At 40.8% G+C, this 17123-nt stretch carries 16 protein-coding genes; 7 read left to right on the top strand and 9 right to left on the bottom strand.

Features of this window, described 5'->3' with window-relative positions; genetic code table 11:
- Window positions 1-140 precede the first annotated feature (140 nt).
- Window positions 141-851, bottom strand: a complete 711-nt coding sequence (ispD, locus tag IQ236_RS19865) for a 2-C-methyl-D-erythritol 4-phosphate cytidylyltransferase (protein WP_193870896.1) — start codon at window positions 849-851, stop codon at window positions 141-143.
- A gap of 79 nt (window positions 852-930) precedes the next feature.
- On the opposite strand from ispD, the gene IQ236_RS19860 reads away from it, so the two are divergent.
- From IQ236_RS19860 to IQ236_RS19850, 3 genes are all read left to right on the top strand, one after another.
- Window positions 931-1893 carry a glycosyltransferase family 9 protein gene (locus IQ236_RS19860; protein WP_193870895.1) on the top strand — a complete coding sequence of 321 codons (963 nt, stop codon included), beginning with the start codon at window positions 931-933 and terminating at the stop codon, window positions 1891-1893.
- 148 nt (window positions 1894-2041) lie between these two features.
- A complete protein-coding gene (locus IQ236_RS19855) occupies window positions 2042-3214 on the top strand; it encodes a methyltransferase domain-containing protein (RefSeq protein ID WP_193870894.1) in 1173 nt (390 codons plus the stop codon).
- A 465-nt stretch (window positions 3215-3679) separates the two neighbouring features.
- The gene (locus IQ236_RS19850) at window positions 3680-5428 is read left to right on the top strand and encodes a two-component system response regulator (RefSeq protein ID WP_193870893.1); all 1749 of its coding nucleotides are present in this window, start codon (window positions 3680-3682) and stop codon (window positions 5426-5428) included.
- Between the two features lie 16 nt (window positions 5429-5444).
- Here the strand turns inward: IQ236_RS19850 and hisG are convergent, their stop codons facing one another.
- On the bottom strand, window positions 5445-6089 hold the full coding sequence (gene hisG, locus IQ236_RS19845) for an ATP phosphoribosyltransferase (RefSeq protein ID WP_193870892.1): 645 nt from the start codon (window positions 6087-6089) through the stop codon (window positions 5445-5447).
- 106 nt (window positions 6090-6195) lie between these two features.
- On the opposite strand from hisG, the gene IQ236_RS19840 reads away from it, so the two are divergent.
- Window positions 6196-6837: a glutathione S-transferase family protein gene (locus tag IQ236_RS19840; protein ID WP_193870891.1), complete on the top strand. Its 642-nt coding sequence runs from the start codon at window positions 6196-6198 to the stop codon at window positions 6835-6837.
- A gap of 242 nt (window positions 6838-7079) precedes the next feature.
- A complete protein-coding gene (gene rppA, locus IQ236_RS19835) occupies window positions 7080-7763 on the top strand; it encodes a two-component system response regulator RppA (protein ID WP_193870890.1) in 684 nt (227 codons plus the stop codon).
- A 2-nt stretch (window positions 7764-7765) separates the two neighbouring features.
- Here rppA and IQ236_RS19830 read toward each other — a convergent pair whose 3' ends face one another.
- Window positions 7766-8743, bottom strand: coding sequence for an adenylate/guanylate cyclase domain-containing protein (locus IQ236_RS19830; RefSeq protein ID WP_322744265.1), 978 nt, complete (start codon window positions 8741-8743; stop codon window positions 7766-7768).
- Between the two features lie 116 nt (window positions 8744-8859).
- Window positions 8860-9591, bottom strand: a complete 732-nt coding sequence (locus IQ236_RS19825; protein WP_322744264.1) for a DUF3120 domain-containing protein — start codon at window positions 9589-9591, stop codon at window positions 8860-8862.
- 637 nt (window positions 9592-10228) lie between these two features.
- Here IQ236_RS19825 and IQ236_RS19820 point away from each other — a divergent pair.
- On the top strand, window positions 10229-10987 hold the full coding sequence (locus IQ236_RS19820; RefSeq protein ID WP_193870889.1) for a phycobilisome rod-core linker polypeptide: 759 nt from the start codon (window positions 10229-10231) through the stop codon (window positions 10985-10987).
- A gap of 567 nt (window positions 10988-11554) precedes the next feature.
- Here IQ236_RS19820 and IQ236_RS19815 read toward each other — a convergent pair.
- The 5 genes from IQ236_RS19815 to IQ236_RS19795 all read right to left on the bottom strand — a co-directional run bounded on the left by IQ236_RS19815 (window position 11555) and on the right by IQ236_RS19795 (window position 15425).
- A complete protein-coding gene (locus IQ236_RS19815; RefSeq protein WP_193870888.1) occupies window positions 11555-12151 on the bottom strand; it encodes a TerD family protein in 597 nt (198 codons plus the stop codon).
- 18 nt (window positions 12152-12169) lie between these two features.
- Window positions 12170-12739 (bottom strand): TerD family protein, encoded by a 570-nt coding sequence (locus IQ236_RS19810; protein WP_193870887.1) that lies wholly within the window; start codon window positions 12737-12739, stop codon window positions 12170-12172.
- 88 nt (window positions 12740-12827) lie between these two features.
- A complete protein-coding gene (locus IQ236_RS19805) occupies window positions 12828-13397 on the bottom strand; it encodes a TerD family protein (protein WP_193870886.1) in 570 nt (189 codons plus the stop codon).
- A gap of 58 nt (window positions 13398-13455) precedes the next feature.
- Window positions 13456-13992: a peptide deformylase gene (gene def, locus IQ236_RS19800; RefSeq protein ID WP_193870885.1), complete on the bottom strand. Its 537-nt coding sequence runs from the start codon at window positions 13990-13992 to the stop codon at window positions 13456-13458.
- Window positions 13993-14135: 143 nt separating this feature from the next.
- The gene (locus IQ236_RS19795) at window positions 14136-15425 is read right to left on the bottom strand and encodes an HhoA/HhoB/HtrA family serine endopeptidase (RefSeq protein WP_193870884.1); all 1290 of its coding nucleotides are present in this window, start codon (window positions 15423-15425) and stop codon (window positions 14136-14138) included.
- Between the two features lie 232 nt (window positions 15426-15657).
- Here IQ236_RS19795 and dnaA point away from each other — a divergent pair, with 232 nt between their 5' ends.
- Complete coding sequence (gene dnaA / locus IQ236_RS19790; protein ID WP_193870883.1) at window positions 15658-17031, top strand: chromosomal replication initiator protein DnaA; 1374 nt, start codon at window positions 15658-15660, stop codon at window positions 17029-17031.
- Window positions 17032-17123 lie beyond the last annotated feature (92 nt).

The raw sequence follows: 17123 nt of genomic DNA, 5'->3' as shown, positions 1-17123 counted from the left end.
TGCGATCGCCCCTTTAAACTAACACAACCAGTTGCCACCTCCCCAGGGCGACTACTCATCGCCCTCTTCAACTCGCATTAGCCGTTGCGATCGCCTCCAATCTTTTCCTTAAGTTGACACCAATGGGGATAACCCCGCCCCTACGGGTTGTGTCTGGCTTTTAAAATAAATTCAGCCACACTTAAATCAACAGGAGTAGTAACTTTTAAATTGGTTTCTTCTCCCATCACAATATGAACCGATAACCCACATTTTTCAAATAATGCCGCATCATCGGTCACTTCCCAACGTTGTTGACGCCCTTGCTCATGACAGTCTTTTAAGAGTTTCACATTAAAGCCTTGGGGAGTTTGTGCCGCCCATAACTGTTTACGCTCAGGGGTATCTAAAATTAATCCATCCTCATCCACCACCTTAATCGTGTCTTTGACCGGAATAGCAGCAATTAACCCCTGATACTCCTGTAATGCTTGTGCACAGCGCTCAAATAGCTGTGGTGTGGCTAAACAGCGAGCCCCATCATGAATTAAGACCTGTTCTGCATCGCTGGGTAAGGCTTGTAAGCCATTATAAACCGACTCTTGACGGGTATCTCCCCCTTGAATTAACTCCACAGGTTTACTTAAGTTAACAGTGGCTAAAATATCCTTAAACTCAGGGAAATCCACAGGTTGACCCATGATCCCGATCCAGTCAATGCAGGTTGCTGCTTCCGCCGATAAGAGTGTCCACGTCAATAACGGTTTATCCAATAACGTCAAAAGCAATTTGTTGCGATAGCCTCCGGCTGGGCGTAGCCCATCGCTTCCCATTCGTCGTCCCATCCCTGCTGCTGGAATTAATAAGTGCATTGTGAAAATTTAGAGGTAAGATTGACAATCCTGTGTTCATATTAGAATTAAGCTGATCTTGTAGATTAACTCTTTACTAATGAGAATACTAGCCCTTGTCCCAGGTGGAATAGGCGATCAAATCTTGTTTTTTCCGACGCTTGATGGCCTGAAGCAAGCTTATCCTGAAGCCCCAATTTCTGTTATGGTAGAACCCAGGGCCAAGGGAGCTTATCGAGTTTGTAAGTCGGTTTCGGAAGTTTTAACCTATGATTTCAAGGAACGTAACAGTTTAGCCGACTGGGGAAATTTTCTGGGTATTGTCCGTGACCGAGAATATGAAGTGGTCTTATCCTTGGGTCAAAGTTGGACGGTGGGGTTGTTATTATGGTTAACGGGTATCCCCATTCGCGTTGGATACGCGGGTGGCGGTGAAGGGATGTTTATTAGCAACCCAGTCTCCCTGAAACCCGAACAATACGCCGCCGAAATGTATTATGACCTGCTTAAAGGGTTACAAATTACCACCCCCTTCTCTGGATTATCCATTAATGTTCCTAAACTAGATATTGACTGGGGAGATGCTGAACAAAAACGTCTGGGGGTTACTGAAAGTGGTTATATTTTGATTCATGGGGGGTCTAGTCAGTTAGCGCAACAAAAAGGTATTGATAAAATTTACCCGGTTGCGAGTTGGCAAAAAATTATTCAAGATATTCAACAACGACAACCTAACCTTCCTGTTGTTATTGTCCAGGGGCCAGAAGATGTCGCGTTAGTGCGTGAAATTGTCCAATCTTGTCCCCAAGTTAAAGTCACCCAACCGGATGATATTGGCAAATTAGCGGCAATGATCGCTTCGGCGAATTTAATGCTCTGTACCGATAGTGCTCCGATGCACTTGGCTGTTGCGGTGGGTACTTATACAATTGCATTATTTGGCCCCACTGAACCTGCTAAATTATTACCGAAAAGCGATCGCGTGATTGGCATTAAATCTCCCACCGGAAAAATGTCTGATATCTCTCCCGATGAAGTAATTAAAAAAATCTGGGGCGGTTAATTCAGTTATCAGTTATCAGTTATCAGTTATCAGTTATCAGTTATCAGTTATCAGTTATCAGTTATCAGTACAGACGTGCCATGGCGCGTCTGTACCTTGTCAGTTTTTAGTTGTCAGTTATAGTTTATTGTTACCTATTGCGGATTTTATGAATTACAATATTGAAGAAACGGTTATTGAACGTTATAAAGCTGGCGCAACAACGGTACAGCCTTCTCTGTGTTGTCCTGTGGACTATCAAGAAAATCAATATTTAGATATTGTTCCTCAAGAAATTATTGAAAAAGATTATGGTTGTGGTGATCCGACTCGTTATGTTAACCCCGGAGAAATTGTTGTAGATTTAGGTTCTGGGGCGGGAAAAAATTGTTATATGATTGCTCAAAAAGTTGGGGATACGGGTCGAGTCATTGGGGTCGATTTTAATGATACCATGTTAGCGTTATCTCGCAGCTATCAAGGGGAAATTGCTCAAAAATTAGGTTATGCTAATACAAGCTTTGTTAAAGCAAAAATTCAGGATTTAGCCTTAGATTTAGATCAAGTTCAACAGTGGTTAACCAATCATCCCATTCAGTCGATTGAACAAATTACAGAATTTGAGTTAGAATGCGATCGCCTGCGTCAACAAAATCCTTTAATTGCAGATAATAGCGTTGATGTGGTGATTTCTAATTGCGTTTTAAACTTAGTCCGCCCCCAAGATAAAGATCAACTATTTCAAGAAATTTATCGAGTCTTAAAACGAGGCGGACGGGCGGTTATTTCAGATATTGTTTGTGATCAAGATCCAACTCCTGATATTTTAAATGATCCCGATCTTTGGAGTGGCTGTATTGCGGGAGCCTTTCGAGAAAATGAATTTTTACAACGCTTTGAACAAGCGGGATTTTATGGAATTAAAATATTAGCTCGACAGGAAGAACCTTGGCAAGTGATTGATGGCATTGAATTTCGTTCTTTAACCGTTTGTGCGTTTAAAGGCAAAGACGGCCCCTGTTTAGATGTGAATCAAGCCGTGATTTATAAAGGCCCTTGGAAACAAGTGATGGACGATGACGGACATATTTTATATCGAGGTGAACGGATGGCAGTTTGTGATAAAACCTATCACATTTATACTAACATAAACAGCCCCTATTGTCAAGATATTTTAGGAATTTTACCCCATGAAACGATTCCTTTAGAATCAGCCCCAGAGTTTGATTGTAGACGCAATGTGATTCGTAAACCGGAAGAAACCAAAGGCAAAAATTATCACGTTACAATTACAAATTCTGATAATTCCTGCTGTTCTCCTGAGAGTTCTAGTTGTTGTTAACGACTTGAAGAGGGAATTACGAATTACGAATTACGAATTACGAATGGGGAAGAGCGAACAGCTTAACTGGGAAGAGTAAGCATTGAAAGGACTTTAGTATCACCTATTTTCTATTAAATATTTGGTTCAGTTCGGTTAGCTTAAGGTGTTAGTAATGATGGCTATCCAATCGTCACTGGGTTACAGATAACAGTCTTGTTTCGAGACTTACAACCGTATAAGTACGGGCATTTTGAAGGTTATGCTCGTGTTTTAGCGATATAGATCACATCTTTTTGTGTAAAATCTCACAGGATTATTTTTTTTCTATCACGACGGTTGAATCATCAATGATATATCTTAAGTCATATAATATCTTTTATCTTTTTCCACGAAACCCTCCCTATTAAAATCAGAGACAATCAATAACCAAAAGATTTATAGTCTATAAGAACTTAGAATCCGATTTGAGGTTAAGTAAAAACGATGAAAAAAATTCTAGTCATTGAAGACGATGTTCTGCTCCGTCGGAGTTTACTAAAAATTCTCCATGCGGAAGGGTTTCAACTCCTCGAAGCCGATAATGGACAAGTAGGTCTGAAACTCCTACACAGCCAACAACCCGATTTAGTTTTATGTGATTTAATCATGCCTGAAATGGATGGCTATGGCGTGCTAGAATACTTACGCAGTAACCCGGACACCCTCTCCATTCCCTTCATTTGTTTAACCGCCCAACATGAACGCAGCAATTTACGACGGGTGATGGAATTGGGTGCTGATGACTATCTCACAAAACCTTATAGTAAATCGGAACTATTAGCCGCCATTCAAGCGCAGTTTAATAAACAGGAACGAGTTAATCTCCCCCTGTCATTATCTGAATCTCAAGGGTTAATTCAATTAACCGCCAATCGGGAAGATGAATCTGAGATTAATTTAACGGCTCATTTAAGTTTACAAAGTAAATTCAAACAAATTATTAAAGGAATTGACTCACCGGATCAGTTAGTTCCAGTCTTTATTTTAAGTTTAGATCGCCTAGAACGGTTTCAAGATTATTTAGGAGTAGATTATGGAGATATTCTAGTTCAGGCGGTGATTAATCGGATTCATGAAGAACTCAAAAGAGCCGGATTTGTTGTTAAATTTAAAGATGAAAAAATTGCCTTAATTTTACCGCCTATTTCCGACCCTGAAGAAATCGAAGAAATTGCTATAAAACTTTTAAGCTGTTTATCAAAACCCATCCAGATTTGTGACTATAAATTATTATTAGGATGCTGTTTAGGGGTTTCTTTATATCCCCAACATGATGATAATTTTGATAACTTACTAATTAAAGCCAATATTGCCTTGCGTCAAGCTCAACAGCAGGGAACTCATTCTTATTTTCTCTATACGAATGAAATTTGGACAAAAATTCAAGATCGGTTTCGCTTAGAAATTGATCTGCATCATGCGTTAGACAACGAAGAATTTATTATTCATTATCAACCTCAACTCGACTTGAAAACCGGAAAAATTATTGGGGCTGAAGCACTATTTAGGTGGAAACATCCGCAACGAGGGCTTGTTCCGCCACTGGAATGTTTAAGTATTGCTGAAGAAAATGATTTAATTGTGGAAATTGATGAATGGATGATTCGTCAAGTTTGCCAACAAGTGAAACAATGGCAAAATCAAGGATTTGAACTCTCTGTTGCTGTCAATGTTTCGGGGGTTAAATTTCATCAGCGCAACTTAGGACGGTATGTGATGCAAGTCTTAAAACAAACGGGTTTAGATCCCAAATATTTAGAATTGGAATTAACTGAAAGTGTTTTAGTTAAAAATCCTGAACGTTCCGTTGCCATTCTCCATGAACTGAAGAATTTAGGAATCGGACTTTCTTTAGATGATTTTGGGACAGGATATTCCTCATTAAGTTATTTGCAAAAATTCCCCTTTGACACCCTCAAATTAGATCGTTGTTTTGTCCAAGATGTGAACCGCCATATTAAAAATGCAGCAATTGTAAAAGCAACAATTGTCATGGCTCATAGTTTAAATATGAGAGTCGTTGCTGAAGGCGTAGAAACGGAAGCTGAACAACAATTTCTCCGAGATCATGAATGTGATTGTTTACAAGGATATTGGTTTAGTCGCCCGGTAGAACCTCGGATTTTTGAGCAACTTGTCAAGGCTAATGCCGCAGAAATCCCGACTAAACCTTTATCTCCTTTGGAATGTTAAATCATTAAGTTCAGGTTTACAATTTAACCGTTAATTCTTCTCGAATTTGACTAATTAAATCCTTCAGTCCGCCTGTATTTAAACGATAACTTAATGGATGAGCAATTAAGTAAGCTGTACTTTCAAATAAAACCTCTATTTCTGTTAATCCATTTTGTTGTAAAGTTTTACCTGTAGACACTAAATCAACAATCGCTTCAGACATTCCCGTAATTGGCCCTAATTCAACGGAACCATATAGCGGTATAATTTCAACTGGTAAATCTAAACTCTCAAAATACTCGCTGGCACAGTGGACAAATTTAGACGCAACCCGACTATGGGGTGGCAATTCTACTGGACGCTGATAGGGACTTGATTGTTTAACAGCTACCGACATCCGGCATTTGCCAAATTTGAGATCAACCAGAGAAGCGACTTGAGGCTTTTTCTCCCGCAGGACATCATAACCTACAATCCCCAACTGCGCTTGGCCATATTCCACATAAACAGGGACATCTTGCGCCCGCACTAACAAACCCTTAGCGGTTTCGGTGGGATCATGAATCTGAAGTTGTCGATTGCTCGGATCTAAAAAAGCACTAAAATCAAGTCCAACGGCTTGCAGAAGCCGGATACTGTCTTTTAATAAAGCGCCTTTAGGCAGTGCTACGGTGATCATAAAATATGAAAAATGAGGGATTTGGGATTTATAGAGACAGTGACACAGCAGCAAATCGCTATCCGATGAAACTGCAATAATTACCCCAACTTTTATTTACCAGATTATGGGACAGTTAACTCTGGTGATCGGCAATAAAAATTATTCGTCTTGGTCATTACGTCCTTGGTTACTTTTAAAACAAGTAGGACTTGATTTTGCTGAAATTATGATTGATTTGGGTACTCCCAACACCCACAAAGAAATCAGGCGCTATTCTCCATCGGGAAAAGTTCCGGTGCTATTAGATGGAGATTTAACGGTTTGGGAATCCTTCGCTATTTGTGAATATATTGCTGAAAATTTTATTCGGGATTTATGGCCTCAAGACCGAGAAGCTAGAGCTTTTGCTCGTTCGGTGAGTCATGAAATGCACGCCGGATTTATTAATTTACGGCAACAAATGCCAATGAATTGTCGCACTCGTTACCCCAGAGAAGGAATGAAACCTGGGGTACAAGGGGATATTGATCGAATTACCGCAATTTGGCGAGAATGTCGTCAACAGTATGGGTCTGGTGGTGAATTTTTATTCGGAAAATTTACCATTGCTGATGCCATATTTGCCCCCGTTGTTTCTCGGTTTATTACCTATGATGTCAAGTTAGGATTCATTGAACAGGACTATGTTAAAACCATTTGGTCGCTTCCAGCCATGCAGCAATGGATTGATGCAGCTTGTTTAGAGCCTGAAATGATGTATTTTTAACAGTTATCAGTTATCAGTAGAGACGTGCCATGGCACGTCTGTACCAGTTATCAGTTATCAGTTAATAGTTAATAGTTGAGTTTTATCTGTTAGCTTTGTTAGTTTTTAATAAAGCTCTTCCCCATTCGTAATTCGTAATTCGTAATTCGTAATTCGTAATTCGTAATTCGTAATTCGTAATTCGTAATTCGTAATTCCCTGTTCCCTGTTCCCTGTTCCCTGTTCCCTGTTCCCTCTTTCTAATGCGAATTTTATTAGTTGATGATGAAGTTGAATTAACGGAACCCTTGAGTCGGGTATTAAGCCGTGAAGGATATACGGTTGATATTGCAACCGATGGGCGTTTGGGTTGTGAGTTGGCTCGTCAAAATCCGTATGATTTGTTAATTTTAGATTGGATGTTACCTCAAAAATCCGGGTTAGAAATTTGTCAAGAATTGCGATCGCAATCAAATCGAACCCCGATTTTATTTTTAACGGCAAAAGATACCCTTGATGATCGAGTTCACGGGTTAGATGCTGGGGCGGATGACTATTTAATGAAACCCTTTGAACTTCGAGAATTATTAGCGAGAGTTCGGGCTTTATTACGTCGCTATCCCGTCACCGAATCCCCCGTTACAAATTCTAACCGTTTGCAAGTGGCAGATTTAGAATTAGACCCCGAAAATCAACTCGCCTATCGGGGAGGGCGAATTATTGATTTATCGGAAAAAGAAAGCCAACTGTTAGCTTATTTGATGCGGTATCCAGGACAGTTATTAACCCATCATCAAATCCATCAACATCTCTGGGGAGAAGGTGAACAACCCAGCAGTAATGTTTTAGCAGCGCAAATTCGTTTATTAAGACGAAAAATTGAAATTACGGGAGAAACACCTTTAATTCATACCGTTTATGGTAAAGGATATCGTTTTGGAGAATAAATTTATGCTTCTGATTTGAGTCCTAAAACCTCATCTAAATTGGCAAATGTTCCCCCATAAGTAATCGTCGGGGTATCATAACCTTTAAGATGAACGGTATGTTGTTTAAAACTTTGTTGAGGACAAGCTTGGGCTAGATATTGATAAGTTGTTTCTCCTAACGCAATATCACTGCCAATTTCTTTCGTGGCTGACTCCAAACGAAACGCCGCATTAACGGTATCTCCCAAGGCTGTATAGTCCGCACTTCCGCCACTTCCGGTATTTCCTACCATTGCATATCCGGTATTGATTCCAGCCCCTACTCGTAAGGGAAAAGGCAGGGGATAAAGATGACTTAATTCTAATGTAATTTTGTGTAACTCACTTAATGCTGTGACAATTTTTAGGATTTCTTGGGGTGTTACCCCTTGGGTTCCATGAAACCAAACCGCCATAATGGCATCCCCAATATATTTATCGACCCAACTTCCATTAGCTCGAATAATTTGTCCGGCGTGACGAAACCAACGCCCAATTACTTCTGATAAAATTCGTTCATCTAATTGTCGAGTTAATACGGTAAAATCTCGAATATCCATCACCATCACCGATATTAAGCGACGCACGGTTAATGTAGCGGTAAAATCCTCAGATTCCGGTTCCGAAGGGTCTGTTTCCTGGGTAATATCAGGACAATAAAATTCTAACTCTGTTTGTCCAAAAATAATATGATCACCATTATGAAGTGTGACGGGAATACTAACCCGACGACCATTGACAAAGGAACCATTTCGACTTCCTAAATCGATTAAAAAAAACTCGCCATTTTCCATGCGTTGCAACATCGCATGATTCCGAGAAATCCATCGGTCTTTAATGACAAAGGTATTGTCTTCGCTACGACCCAATGTCCAGTAATTTTTACCCATCAGTGGTAAATAGTGATTACCACCTTCGGTATGTAAGACTAAGTGGGGAGTGGGTTCTAAGGTCACAATCAGTGGGTAGGGGGCATTGGGGGATTAAAGTTATGACTTTTGAGAAGCTAACACGGTTAAAAAGCCACGCCTATGATCATAAACATTTTTTCTCAGCACCCTCTTTTAAGTTCTGTTTAAGCCAGACAAGCTGCAATCAAAAATAAACTATCTACTAAAATTGTACTCAATACGGCTCCCCCAAATGCCCACCAATGTAGTTCTTTAGATTGTAACGGAAAAACCCCAACCCCAAATAAAAATAAGGCAAATCCCACAGCCCAACTAATTCCCCAAGGGGTACTGACGATTTGGAGGGCATTTTGAAAAATCGGTAACGCTAAGGCGGGTTCAACGTGCATCAGTTGTCGCCAACTCGGAATTAATCCGGTGATATAAAAATATCCATCTGTCACTGCTGTTCCAAATAAAGAACCCAGATAAAACCAGTTCCCCACTTTACCCCAGCCTCGATATAAACACCAAACCGCAAAGGGAACCCCTAAAGCTTCTACAGGTAAATGTAACAAAGGTTCCCACCGTAACCACCCCCAATAAATCGCCCCGGTTAGCCAACTCCAACTAAATCCTAATATTAAGTCTCCCCAAACCCAAGTAACGGGGTTCCTCAGCCATCTCCAACTGATTCCAAGCCATCCCAAGGTCAGAACTAAGGTGAGTTCCGGCCATTGTCGCACCAGGGGCGCTTGGAAAAAGACAGGAACGGAGATGAGAAACACCGATGCTGCAAATACGAGCCAAGTCTGAGATGCTCTAACTTTGGCCAGAACCGTTTGCATCAATCGAGAGGTGGACTGAATCGGTTGAGTGGTAGTCAAAATAAAACCTACTAGAATGTTAAGCAAGATCTTTAAGATTTATTAAGTAAATTATCATAATTTAATCTATCATAACCTTTATCCCCCCCTAGGGGATTTAATCTTGACTTTAGCATAGAAATCGGGGGTAGTGTGGGAGATGCTGATCCCGTCCCCCTGTCTCCTTGTCAAAAAATGTTACATATTATTGCGTTGATTCCTGAAAGTTGAGATGGAGTTGCCTTAATCCCCTAATCTGTAGGATAGCCAACCATGTTGCTCTAAAGCTCTGAGCGATCCTGGTTAAAATAACCGAAAATTTGGGTTTCACACTCCGTCCTTCTAGGATGGCTTCGTATTAAGATTTAGAGGGTAACAGACCCACCCGACTTTGAAAACAGCATCGACTGTGAACTTAAGGAGTACGGGGAAGCCAAAAGTTAAGGGTCTAAAATCCCAACTTGAGGCAAAATTAAGAACCCAAGATTGTTTTAGGGGGGTCGCCGGAAGGCATTCGGAGACTTAAAACGGACGTGGAGAGAGTGTAAGACCTATTTTTTAGGCAATTCTTGATCCGTCAACCCACCGAGAGGCTTTGCCTGGTAGGAATCTACTTGCCTTTAGGCAGTGGAGGATGTCAACACAAGATAACAAACGACGTTGAGTTCGAGATTAAGGAGATATTAAGGTGGCGCTTCCTTTATTAAGCTATGGCCCGACCAGCCGCAATGTTCGCGTTGCTGGCTTTGAAGTAGCCGGTGATGAACAACCCAGAATCTTTACGGCTGAAAATATGCCTGCTGGTACTGAGTGGAATGACATCATTTGGGCTGCTTATCGCCAAATTTACAGCGAACATCAAATGCTCAAAAGCAATCGTCAAACCTGCTTAGAGTCTCAGCTTAAGTTTGGTCAAATTAATGTACGGGATTTCATTCGGGGTTTAGCAACTTCCGATCCTTTCCTGTCTCGCAACTACCAAACCAATAGCAACTACCGTTTTGTTGAAATGTGTGTTCAACGCATTTTAGGACGGGATGTTTATAGCGAACGTGAAAAGATCGCATGGTCGATTGTGGTTGCGAACAAAGGCCCCAAAGGCTTTATTGATGAGTTACTCGATAGCGATGAATACCTGGATAACTTCGGGTATGATACGGTTCCTTACCAACGCCGTCGGGTTCTGCTTCAGCGCAATGAAGGGGAAGTTCCTTTTAATCTCAGAACACCTCGCTATAACGAGTACCACCGTAACCAGCTAGGTTTCCCTCAAATCGTTTGGCAAAACGAAGTTCGTCGCTTTATTCCTCAAGAAAAACAAGCCAAAGCTGGCGATCCTCGGAACTTCCTGGGTTTAGCATCGGCTGTTACTCCGACCATCAATCCCGCAACTCGTGTTGCGTTGGGTGATATCAATATTGAAACGATGGTTCCCAAAAAACGCTAATCTCGGCGATCCCGCAAAGCCAGCTAGTTTTCAAGACAAACGTTATCAGAAAAATGGGTTTAAAACCCCTAACTTCTAGTTAGGCTTTATATTGGGTTGTCTATTGACATCCAATCGTGCTACCATTTGGGATAACAGGAAAGGTAAATAACCTGTCTAAAAACCTAGTTGCCTAAAGGTAAAACGCACGCTCACCTTGACAATTAAATCTATGCGGTTCTACTGCACAGTTCTAGTTTTCCCCAGCAGTGGGTAAAAGATTCATGGGAACTAGACGACCAGTTTTTAAACAAAAAAGAACTCGCAGTCATGCGAATAGGGTAGGGCATATCCGAATTTACGCTGGGGGAGAATCCCACCTCTGGTTAAAGCACTGCAAGGTACTTTGATTAAGTGGTTTCATTGAACCCAGAATCCCCACGCCTTCAGGCTAGGGAGTGTCAACAAAATAGCGTTTAAAACCGATTTGCAGTTCTAGGGGTGGTGGATTTGGATCAAGATTGGTGACAACACCCATCAATCAATACCCGAATCATCCGCCCCTACCTGTTTAGGCTCAGATAAACTCTACATAAACGAACGCACAACACCGTTTAACGTTAAGTTTAAAGGTGTTCCTAATGCTTGGAATTTCCACTGTCCGTTTTGTTGCGATAGTTCTCCGAGTAACATAGAAATTTGCCCGGAGTAAGTCGTTTCACCAGAAAGACTATAACGCGCAATTTCTTTCCCGGTCGCATCTATTGACCGAACAAAAGCATTATTAACCATTCCAAAGTGCTGTTTACGCTCTTCTGCATGGTAAATATTCACGCCTAAAATAATCCGTTGATAAGCTGCTGGAAGGGTTTTAAGTTCAATAATAATTCGTTCATCATCTCCTGAACCTTGTCCGGTGAGGTTATCTCCTGAATGAATTACGGTATTATTTTTTGTGGCTAAATGCCCAAAATAAATTACATCTTCTTGTTGATTTTTGAGTTTTCCTTGAGCATCTAATAATAAGGCAAATCCATCTAAATCAAAATCTGCATTTCCTCCTAATAATCCTGCAAATAATCCTTTTTTTGCCACATCCCATCCTAATCCCATCACGACTCTTGATAAATCATATTCGTTTTTATCGAGAATGATGCTTTGACCTTTCTTTAAATTAATAGCCATGATTAAACTCCTAATAAATTAAACGTATTTATCTACAAAACTCTGTAATCCAGAATTGTAACCTTGTCCGACGGCTTGAAACCGCCATTCACCATTTTTGAGATATAATCTCCCAAATTCAACGGCCGTTTCCCGTGAGAAATCTTCTTCTAAATCGTATTTTGTGACTTCGGTTTGAGTGTCATCATCGTAAATTCTAATATAGGAATTTCTCACCTGTCCGAAGTTTTGTCGCCGTTGATCTGCATCGTGGATAGTAACCACAAAAATTAATTCTTGAATAGAAGGATTGATTTTTGTTAACTCTACAATGATGGTTTCATCATCCCCGCTTCCTTCCCCAGTGCGACTATCTCCTAAATGTTTTACGGATTGATCAGGAGAAATTAAGTTATTATAAAATACGAAATATTCATCGACTGGAATTTTACCATCTTCTGCTAACATAAAAACAGAAGCATCTAAATCAAAAGCTGCCCCTGTATCACTAGCATTTACATCCCATCCTAAACCTATGGATGCTCGTTTTAAGCCAGGGGCTTCTTTCGCTAAACTAATCCTTTCCCCTTTTCTAATATTAATGGACATGATTAATCAACTCCTCAAATTGTAAATTCTATTAGGATTATCGGCTGACGGTTAACCATTAACCATCAACCGTCAACAGCCAAACGTCTTAGGTATATTGTTGAACAAAACCTTCTAAACCGGAATTATAACCTTGTCCAACAGCCTGAAATCGCCATTCACCATCTTTTCGATAGAGGCGACCCATTTCTATTGAGGTTTCTCTGGAAAAATCCTCTTCTAAGTCATAGCGAGTAATTTCAGAGTCGGTTTCATTGTTATAAATTCGGATATAAGAATTACGGACTTGTCCAAAATTTTGTCGTCTGGTTTCTGCTTCATAAATGGTGGCGACAAAGACAATTTCTTGTATATTGGGATCAACCGTATTTAACTCAACCAGAATGGTTTCATCATCGCCACCCCCTTCTCCAGTGCGATCATCTCCCAAGGATTCTACAGAACCATCAGGAGATTTTAAGTTATTATAAAATACGAAATATTGTTCACTCGGAATTTTACCATTACTTCCGAGCATAAAGACCGACACATCCAAATCAAAAGCCGATCCCGTATCAGAAGCATTAATATCCCATCCTAATCCAAGTCCGGCTTTTTTTAAACCCGGTGCTTCTTTAGAAAGACTAATGCGTTCCCCTTTAGTTAAATTAATTGTCATGGCTTTAAATCCATTTTCCTCAAATAAAATTACTACTACTCTACACTCAATGAGGAAGCTATTCCGCAGAATGAACAAGACGTTTTTGATACTCAGCTTCTGTGATCAGATCTTGGGTACTTTCCACCCGATCTAAAAATACAATACCATCGAGATGATCGAGTTCATGTTGAAAAATTCGAGCGACAAAATCCGTGAATTCCTGATAACAGAGTTTCCCCTCCCGACTGGTATATTCTACTTCAATGGATTGATAACGGGGAACTAACCCTCGAATTCCCGGAACACTTAAACAGCCTTCCCAACCTTTAACCGTTTCGTGAGAATGGTTGAGAATTTTAGGATTAATGATTGCAGTGGGTTCCATCACGGGTGCTTTAGGATAACGCAATGTAGGGCGAGAAGCCATAATAAATAAGCGATCGCTCATTCCCACTTGAGGTGCGGCAATTCCCACCCCATTAGCTTGAGAAGCCGTGACAATTAAATTATCAATTAAAGTTTGAATTTGCTCCTGGCCAATATTTTCAATGGGATGAGCATAACCCCGCAAAACAGGGTTTCCTAATTCAGAAATCACTAAAATTTCACTCATTTGATTAAAAGTTAACTGTTACCAACTCTTAACTAATTTATCAACTGATAACTGATAACTGATAACTGATAACTGGTACAGACGCGCCATGGCGCGTCTCTACACTGATAACTGATAACTGATAACTGATAACTGATAACTGATTACCCTTGAATTTGTTTAGGCATATTCCCCGTTTTGACTTCTAAAGTTAGCGGTTGTCCTTTACGGTTTAACTCTACTTTCATCGGAGTTCCTACATTTTGATTTTGCACTAATTCTTGAACTGCATCCGATTTGGTAATAGGTTTATCATCAATTTTTACAATAATATCCCCCGGTTTTAATCCAGCTTTCATTGCCGGAGAACCCGGAATTACATTAACAATTAAAACGCCATTGTCTTGAGTAAGTTGAAACTCTAAATCGGGAGTTTCTCTTAATTCTTGACGCAATTCGGGGCTGAGTGTTACCATTTCAATGCCTAAATAGGCGTGTTCAGCAGTTCCCGTTGTCGCTAATTGTTGGGCAATTTGTTGAGCTTTATTAATCGGAATGGCAAATCCTAACCCTTGAGCGCCACTAATAATAGCGGTATTCATTCCAATGACTTCTCCTCTAGCATTCAGAAGGGGCCCCCCTGAATTTCCAGGGTTAATAGCCGCATCAGTTTGAATAAAGCCAATGCGTTTATCAGGAACCCCGACATCACTACTAGAGCGTCCTGTCGCACTAATAATTCCCACCGTAACCGAGTTATCTAATCCTAACGGATTACCAATGGCAATGGCCCATTCTCCAGGGGATAAAGTCTCAGAATTGCCAATTTTCACACTAGGCAAATTATCCGCATCAATTTTAATCACAGCAACATCAGTGACTGAATCTGATCCTAGGACTTTTCCATCGAACCGACGACCATCTTTTAAAACCACTTGCACCCGATCAGTTCCCTCAACAACGTGAGAGTTGGTCATAATGATGCCATTAGCAGACAGAATAAACCCTGAACCCGTCCCTTGTTCAACAGGGCCATTAGAACGGCGTTGAGGGGGTTGAGCCCCAAAAAATTCCTCTGGAAAGCCATCCCCAAACTGATCAAATCCTCGACGAGCCACTTGACGAGAGGCATTGATCCGAACCACGGCTGGCCCAACTTCATTAACAGCATTGACAATAAAGTTAGAGTCTACAGGCTTTAACGCAGCTGCTAAATTCGCTTTTTGACCTAACCAAGCCGTCGGGTTGGGGGGAGAGCTTGCGTTATTATTGGCATTAGCAGAAGCAGAAGGGGAAACTTGAGCCAGAGGTTGAGGGGTTGACGATGGAACAATTGAAGCGTTGCGGGTGGCTAACCAGCGATCACCGAGTAAAGCAACCCCGCCTCCGATCAGTAATAAGAAAACAGTACGGAGGGGGTTTTGGCGATTTTCTTTGTCAGATGTACTCTTCATCAACAGATTTTAAGAGGTTTATAATATCAGTAGTTTTGAACTATTTCCTAGAGTTCAGGGTTTTTCTAAGCCTCCTATTGATTGATGTTGACTCTAATTAGATATTCCTTTATTATTATCGCTTTTATTTTCCAGGGTTTGCAGAAGTTGAAAAATTTTAAATTTCCGTTGCTTCTGTCTCAGGGATCTTATAGAAACTGTTATCCTGTAGTTTGAACTCGTGGGTCTAGCTATGGAACTCCCCATCGATCATCTCTGGGATCAAGTTCTTGAACGTCTCCAGGTACAATTGGGACGTCCAACCTTTGATACCTGGATTAAAACCGCTTGGGCACAACAACTAGACAACAATTGTTTAATCATTCGCACGCCAAACCCGTTTTCTTGTAATTGGCTCCAGAAGTATTACCGAGAGTTGATCGCCGATACAGTCCAGGACATTTTGGGTTATCCGGTAGAAATTTATATTACAACCCAAATTAACGAATCTGCCTCGGATTCTAGCGGATCTCATTTTGTTTGGCCATCTCCCGTCGCTCCCCTGGGAATGGAAAACCCTCACGATCTACCCCCCAAACCGATTAATTTAAACCCCAAATATGTGTTTTCTCGATTTGTGGTCGGGGCGAATAGTCGTTTGGCTCATGCGGCTTCTTTAGCGGTGGCGGAGTCTCCGGGTCGGGAGTTTAACCCTTTGTTTTTGTGTGGGGGTGTAGGGTTGGGAAAAACCCATTTAATGCAAGCCATTGGTCATTATCGTTTAGAAATTGCGCCTTATTCTAAAGTGTTTTATGTTTCAACGGAAAAGTTTACCAATGATTTAATTACGGCCATTCGTCGAGATAGTATGCAGAGTTTTCGAGAACATTATCGGGAAGCGGATGTTTTATTAATAGATGATATTCAATTTATTGAGGGGAAAGAATATACCCAAGAGGAATTTTTTCATACCTTTAATACCCTGCATGAAGCCGGAAAACAAGTGGTATTAGCTTCTGATCGTCCGCCCCATCAAATTCCACGATTACAGGAGCGTTTATGTTCTCGATTTTCGATGGGATTAGTGGCGGATATTCAACCACCGGATTTGGAAACCCGGATGGCAATTTTACAGAAAAAAGCGGAATATGAAAATGTGCATTTACCCCGTGAAGTGATTGAATATATTGCGTCTAATTATCGGTCTAATATTCGGGAATTAGAAGGCGCTTTAATTCGTGCGATCGCCTATTTATCGATTTCGGGTTTAGCCATGACCGTAGATAATATTGCCCCAGTTTTAACCTCACGGGAAAAATTAGAGGAATCTTCCCCGGAAGCGGTGATGCAAATTGTGGGAGAAATTTATAAGGTTTCTATTGAAGATTTAAAAGGCAATTCTCGACGGCGAGAAATTAGTTTGGCTCGTCAAGTGGCGATGTATTTGATGCGACAACATACGGATTTAAGCTTACCTAAAATTGGAGAATTATTTGGGGGAAAAGATCACACCACTGTCATGTATAGTTGTGAAAAAATTTCCCAGTTACGCCACCAAGATCCTGATTTAGCCCAAACCTTAAGACAACTCAGCGATCAAATTAACTTTACCAGTCGTTCTCATTAGAATTATAGGGAACAGGGAACAGGGAACAGGGAACAGGAGAAGAAAGAATAGAAACCCGACATCTTGAGGGTGGGTTGTGGAAAATGTTGTGG

Origin of the sequence: Planktothrix mougeotii LEGE 06226 (genome assembly GCF_015207485.1) — a bacterium.
GTDB lineage: Bacteria > Cyanobacteriota > Cyanobacteriia > Cyanobacteriales > Microcoleaceae > Planktothrix.
Note: the sequence above shows the minus strand (reverse complement) of the source record. Positions and strands in the feature narration are given on the sequence as shown.

Coding starts and splice junctions, on each gene's coding strand:
- ispD (WP_193870896.1), bottom strand. CDS start 851: ATGCACTTATTAATTCCAGCAGCAGGGATGGGACGACGAATGGGAAGC.
- IQ236_RS19860 (WP_193870895.1), top strand. CDS start 931: ATGAGAATACTAGCCCTTGTCCCAGGTGGAATAGGCGATCAAATCTTG.
- IQ236_RS19855 (WP_193870894.1), top strand. CDS start 2,042: ATGAATTACAATATTGAAGAAACGGTTATTGAACGTTATAAAGCTGGC.
- IQ236_RS19850 (WP_193870893.1), top strand. CDS start 3,680: ATGAAAAAAATTCTAGTCATTGAAGACGATGTTCTGCTCCGTCGGAGT.
- hisG (WP_193870892.1), bottom strand. CDS start 6,089: ATGATCACCGTAGCACTGCCTAAAGGCGCTTTATTAAAAGACAGTATC.
- IQ236_RS19840 (WP_193870891.1), top strand. CDS start 6,196: ATGGGACAGTTAACTCTGGTGATCGGCAATAAAAATTATTCGTCTTGG.
- rppA (WP_193870890.1), top strand. CDS start 7,080: ATGCGAATTTTATTAGTTGATGATGAAGTTGAATTAACGGAACCCTTG.
- IQ236_RS19815 (WP_193870888.1), bottom strand. CDS start 12,151: ATGGCTATTAATTTAAAGAAAGGTCAAAGCATCATTCTCGATAAAAAC.
- IQ236_RS19810 (WP_193870887.1), bottom strand. CDS start 12,739: ATGTCCATTAATATTAGAAAAGGGGAAAGGATTAGTTTAGCGAAAGAA.
- IQ236_RS19805 (WP_193870886.1), bottom strand. CDS start 13,397: ATGACAATTAATTTAACTAAAGGGGAACGCATTAGTCTTTCTAAAGAA.
- def (WP_193870885.1), bottom strand. CDS start 13,992: ATGAGTGAAATTTTAGTGATTTCTGAATTAGGAAACCCTGTTTTGCGG.
- IQ236_RS19795 (WP_193870884.1), bottom strand. CDS start 15,425: ATGAAGAGTACATCTGACAAAGAAAATCGCCAAAACCCCCTCCGTACT.
- dnaA (WP_193870883.1), top strand. CDS start 15,658: ATGGAACTCCCCATCGATCATCTCTGGGATCAAGTTCTTGAACGTCTC.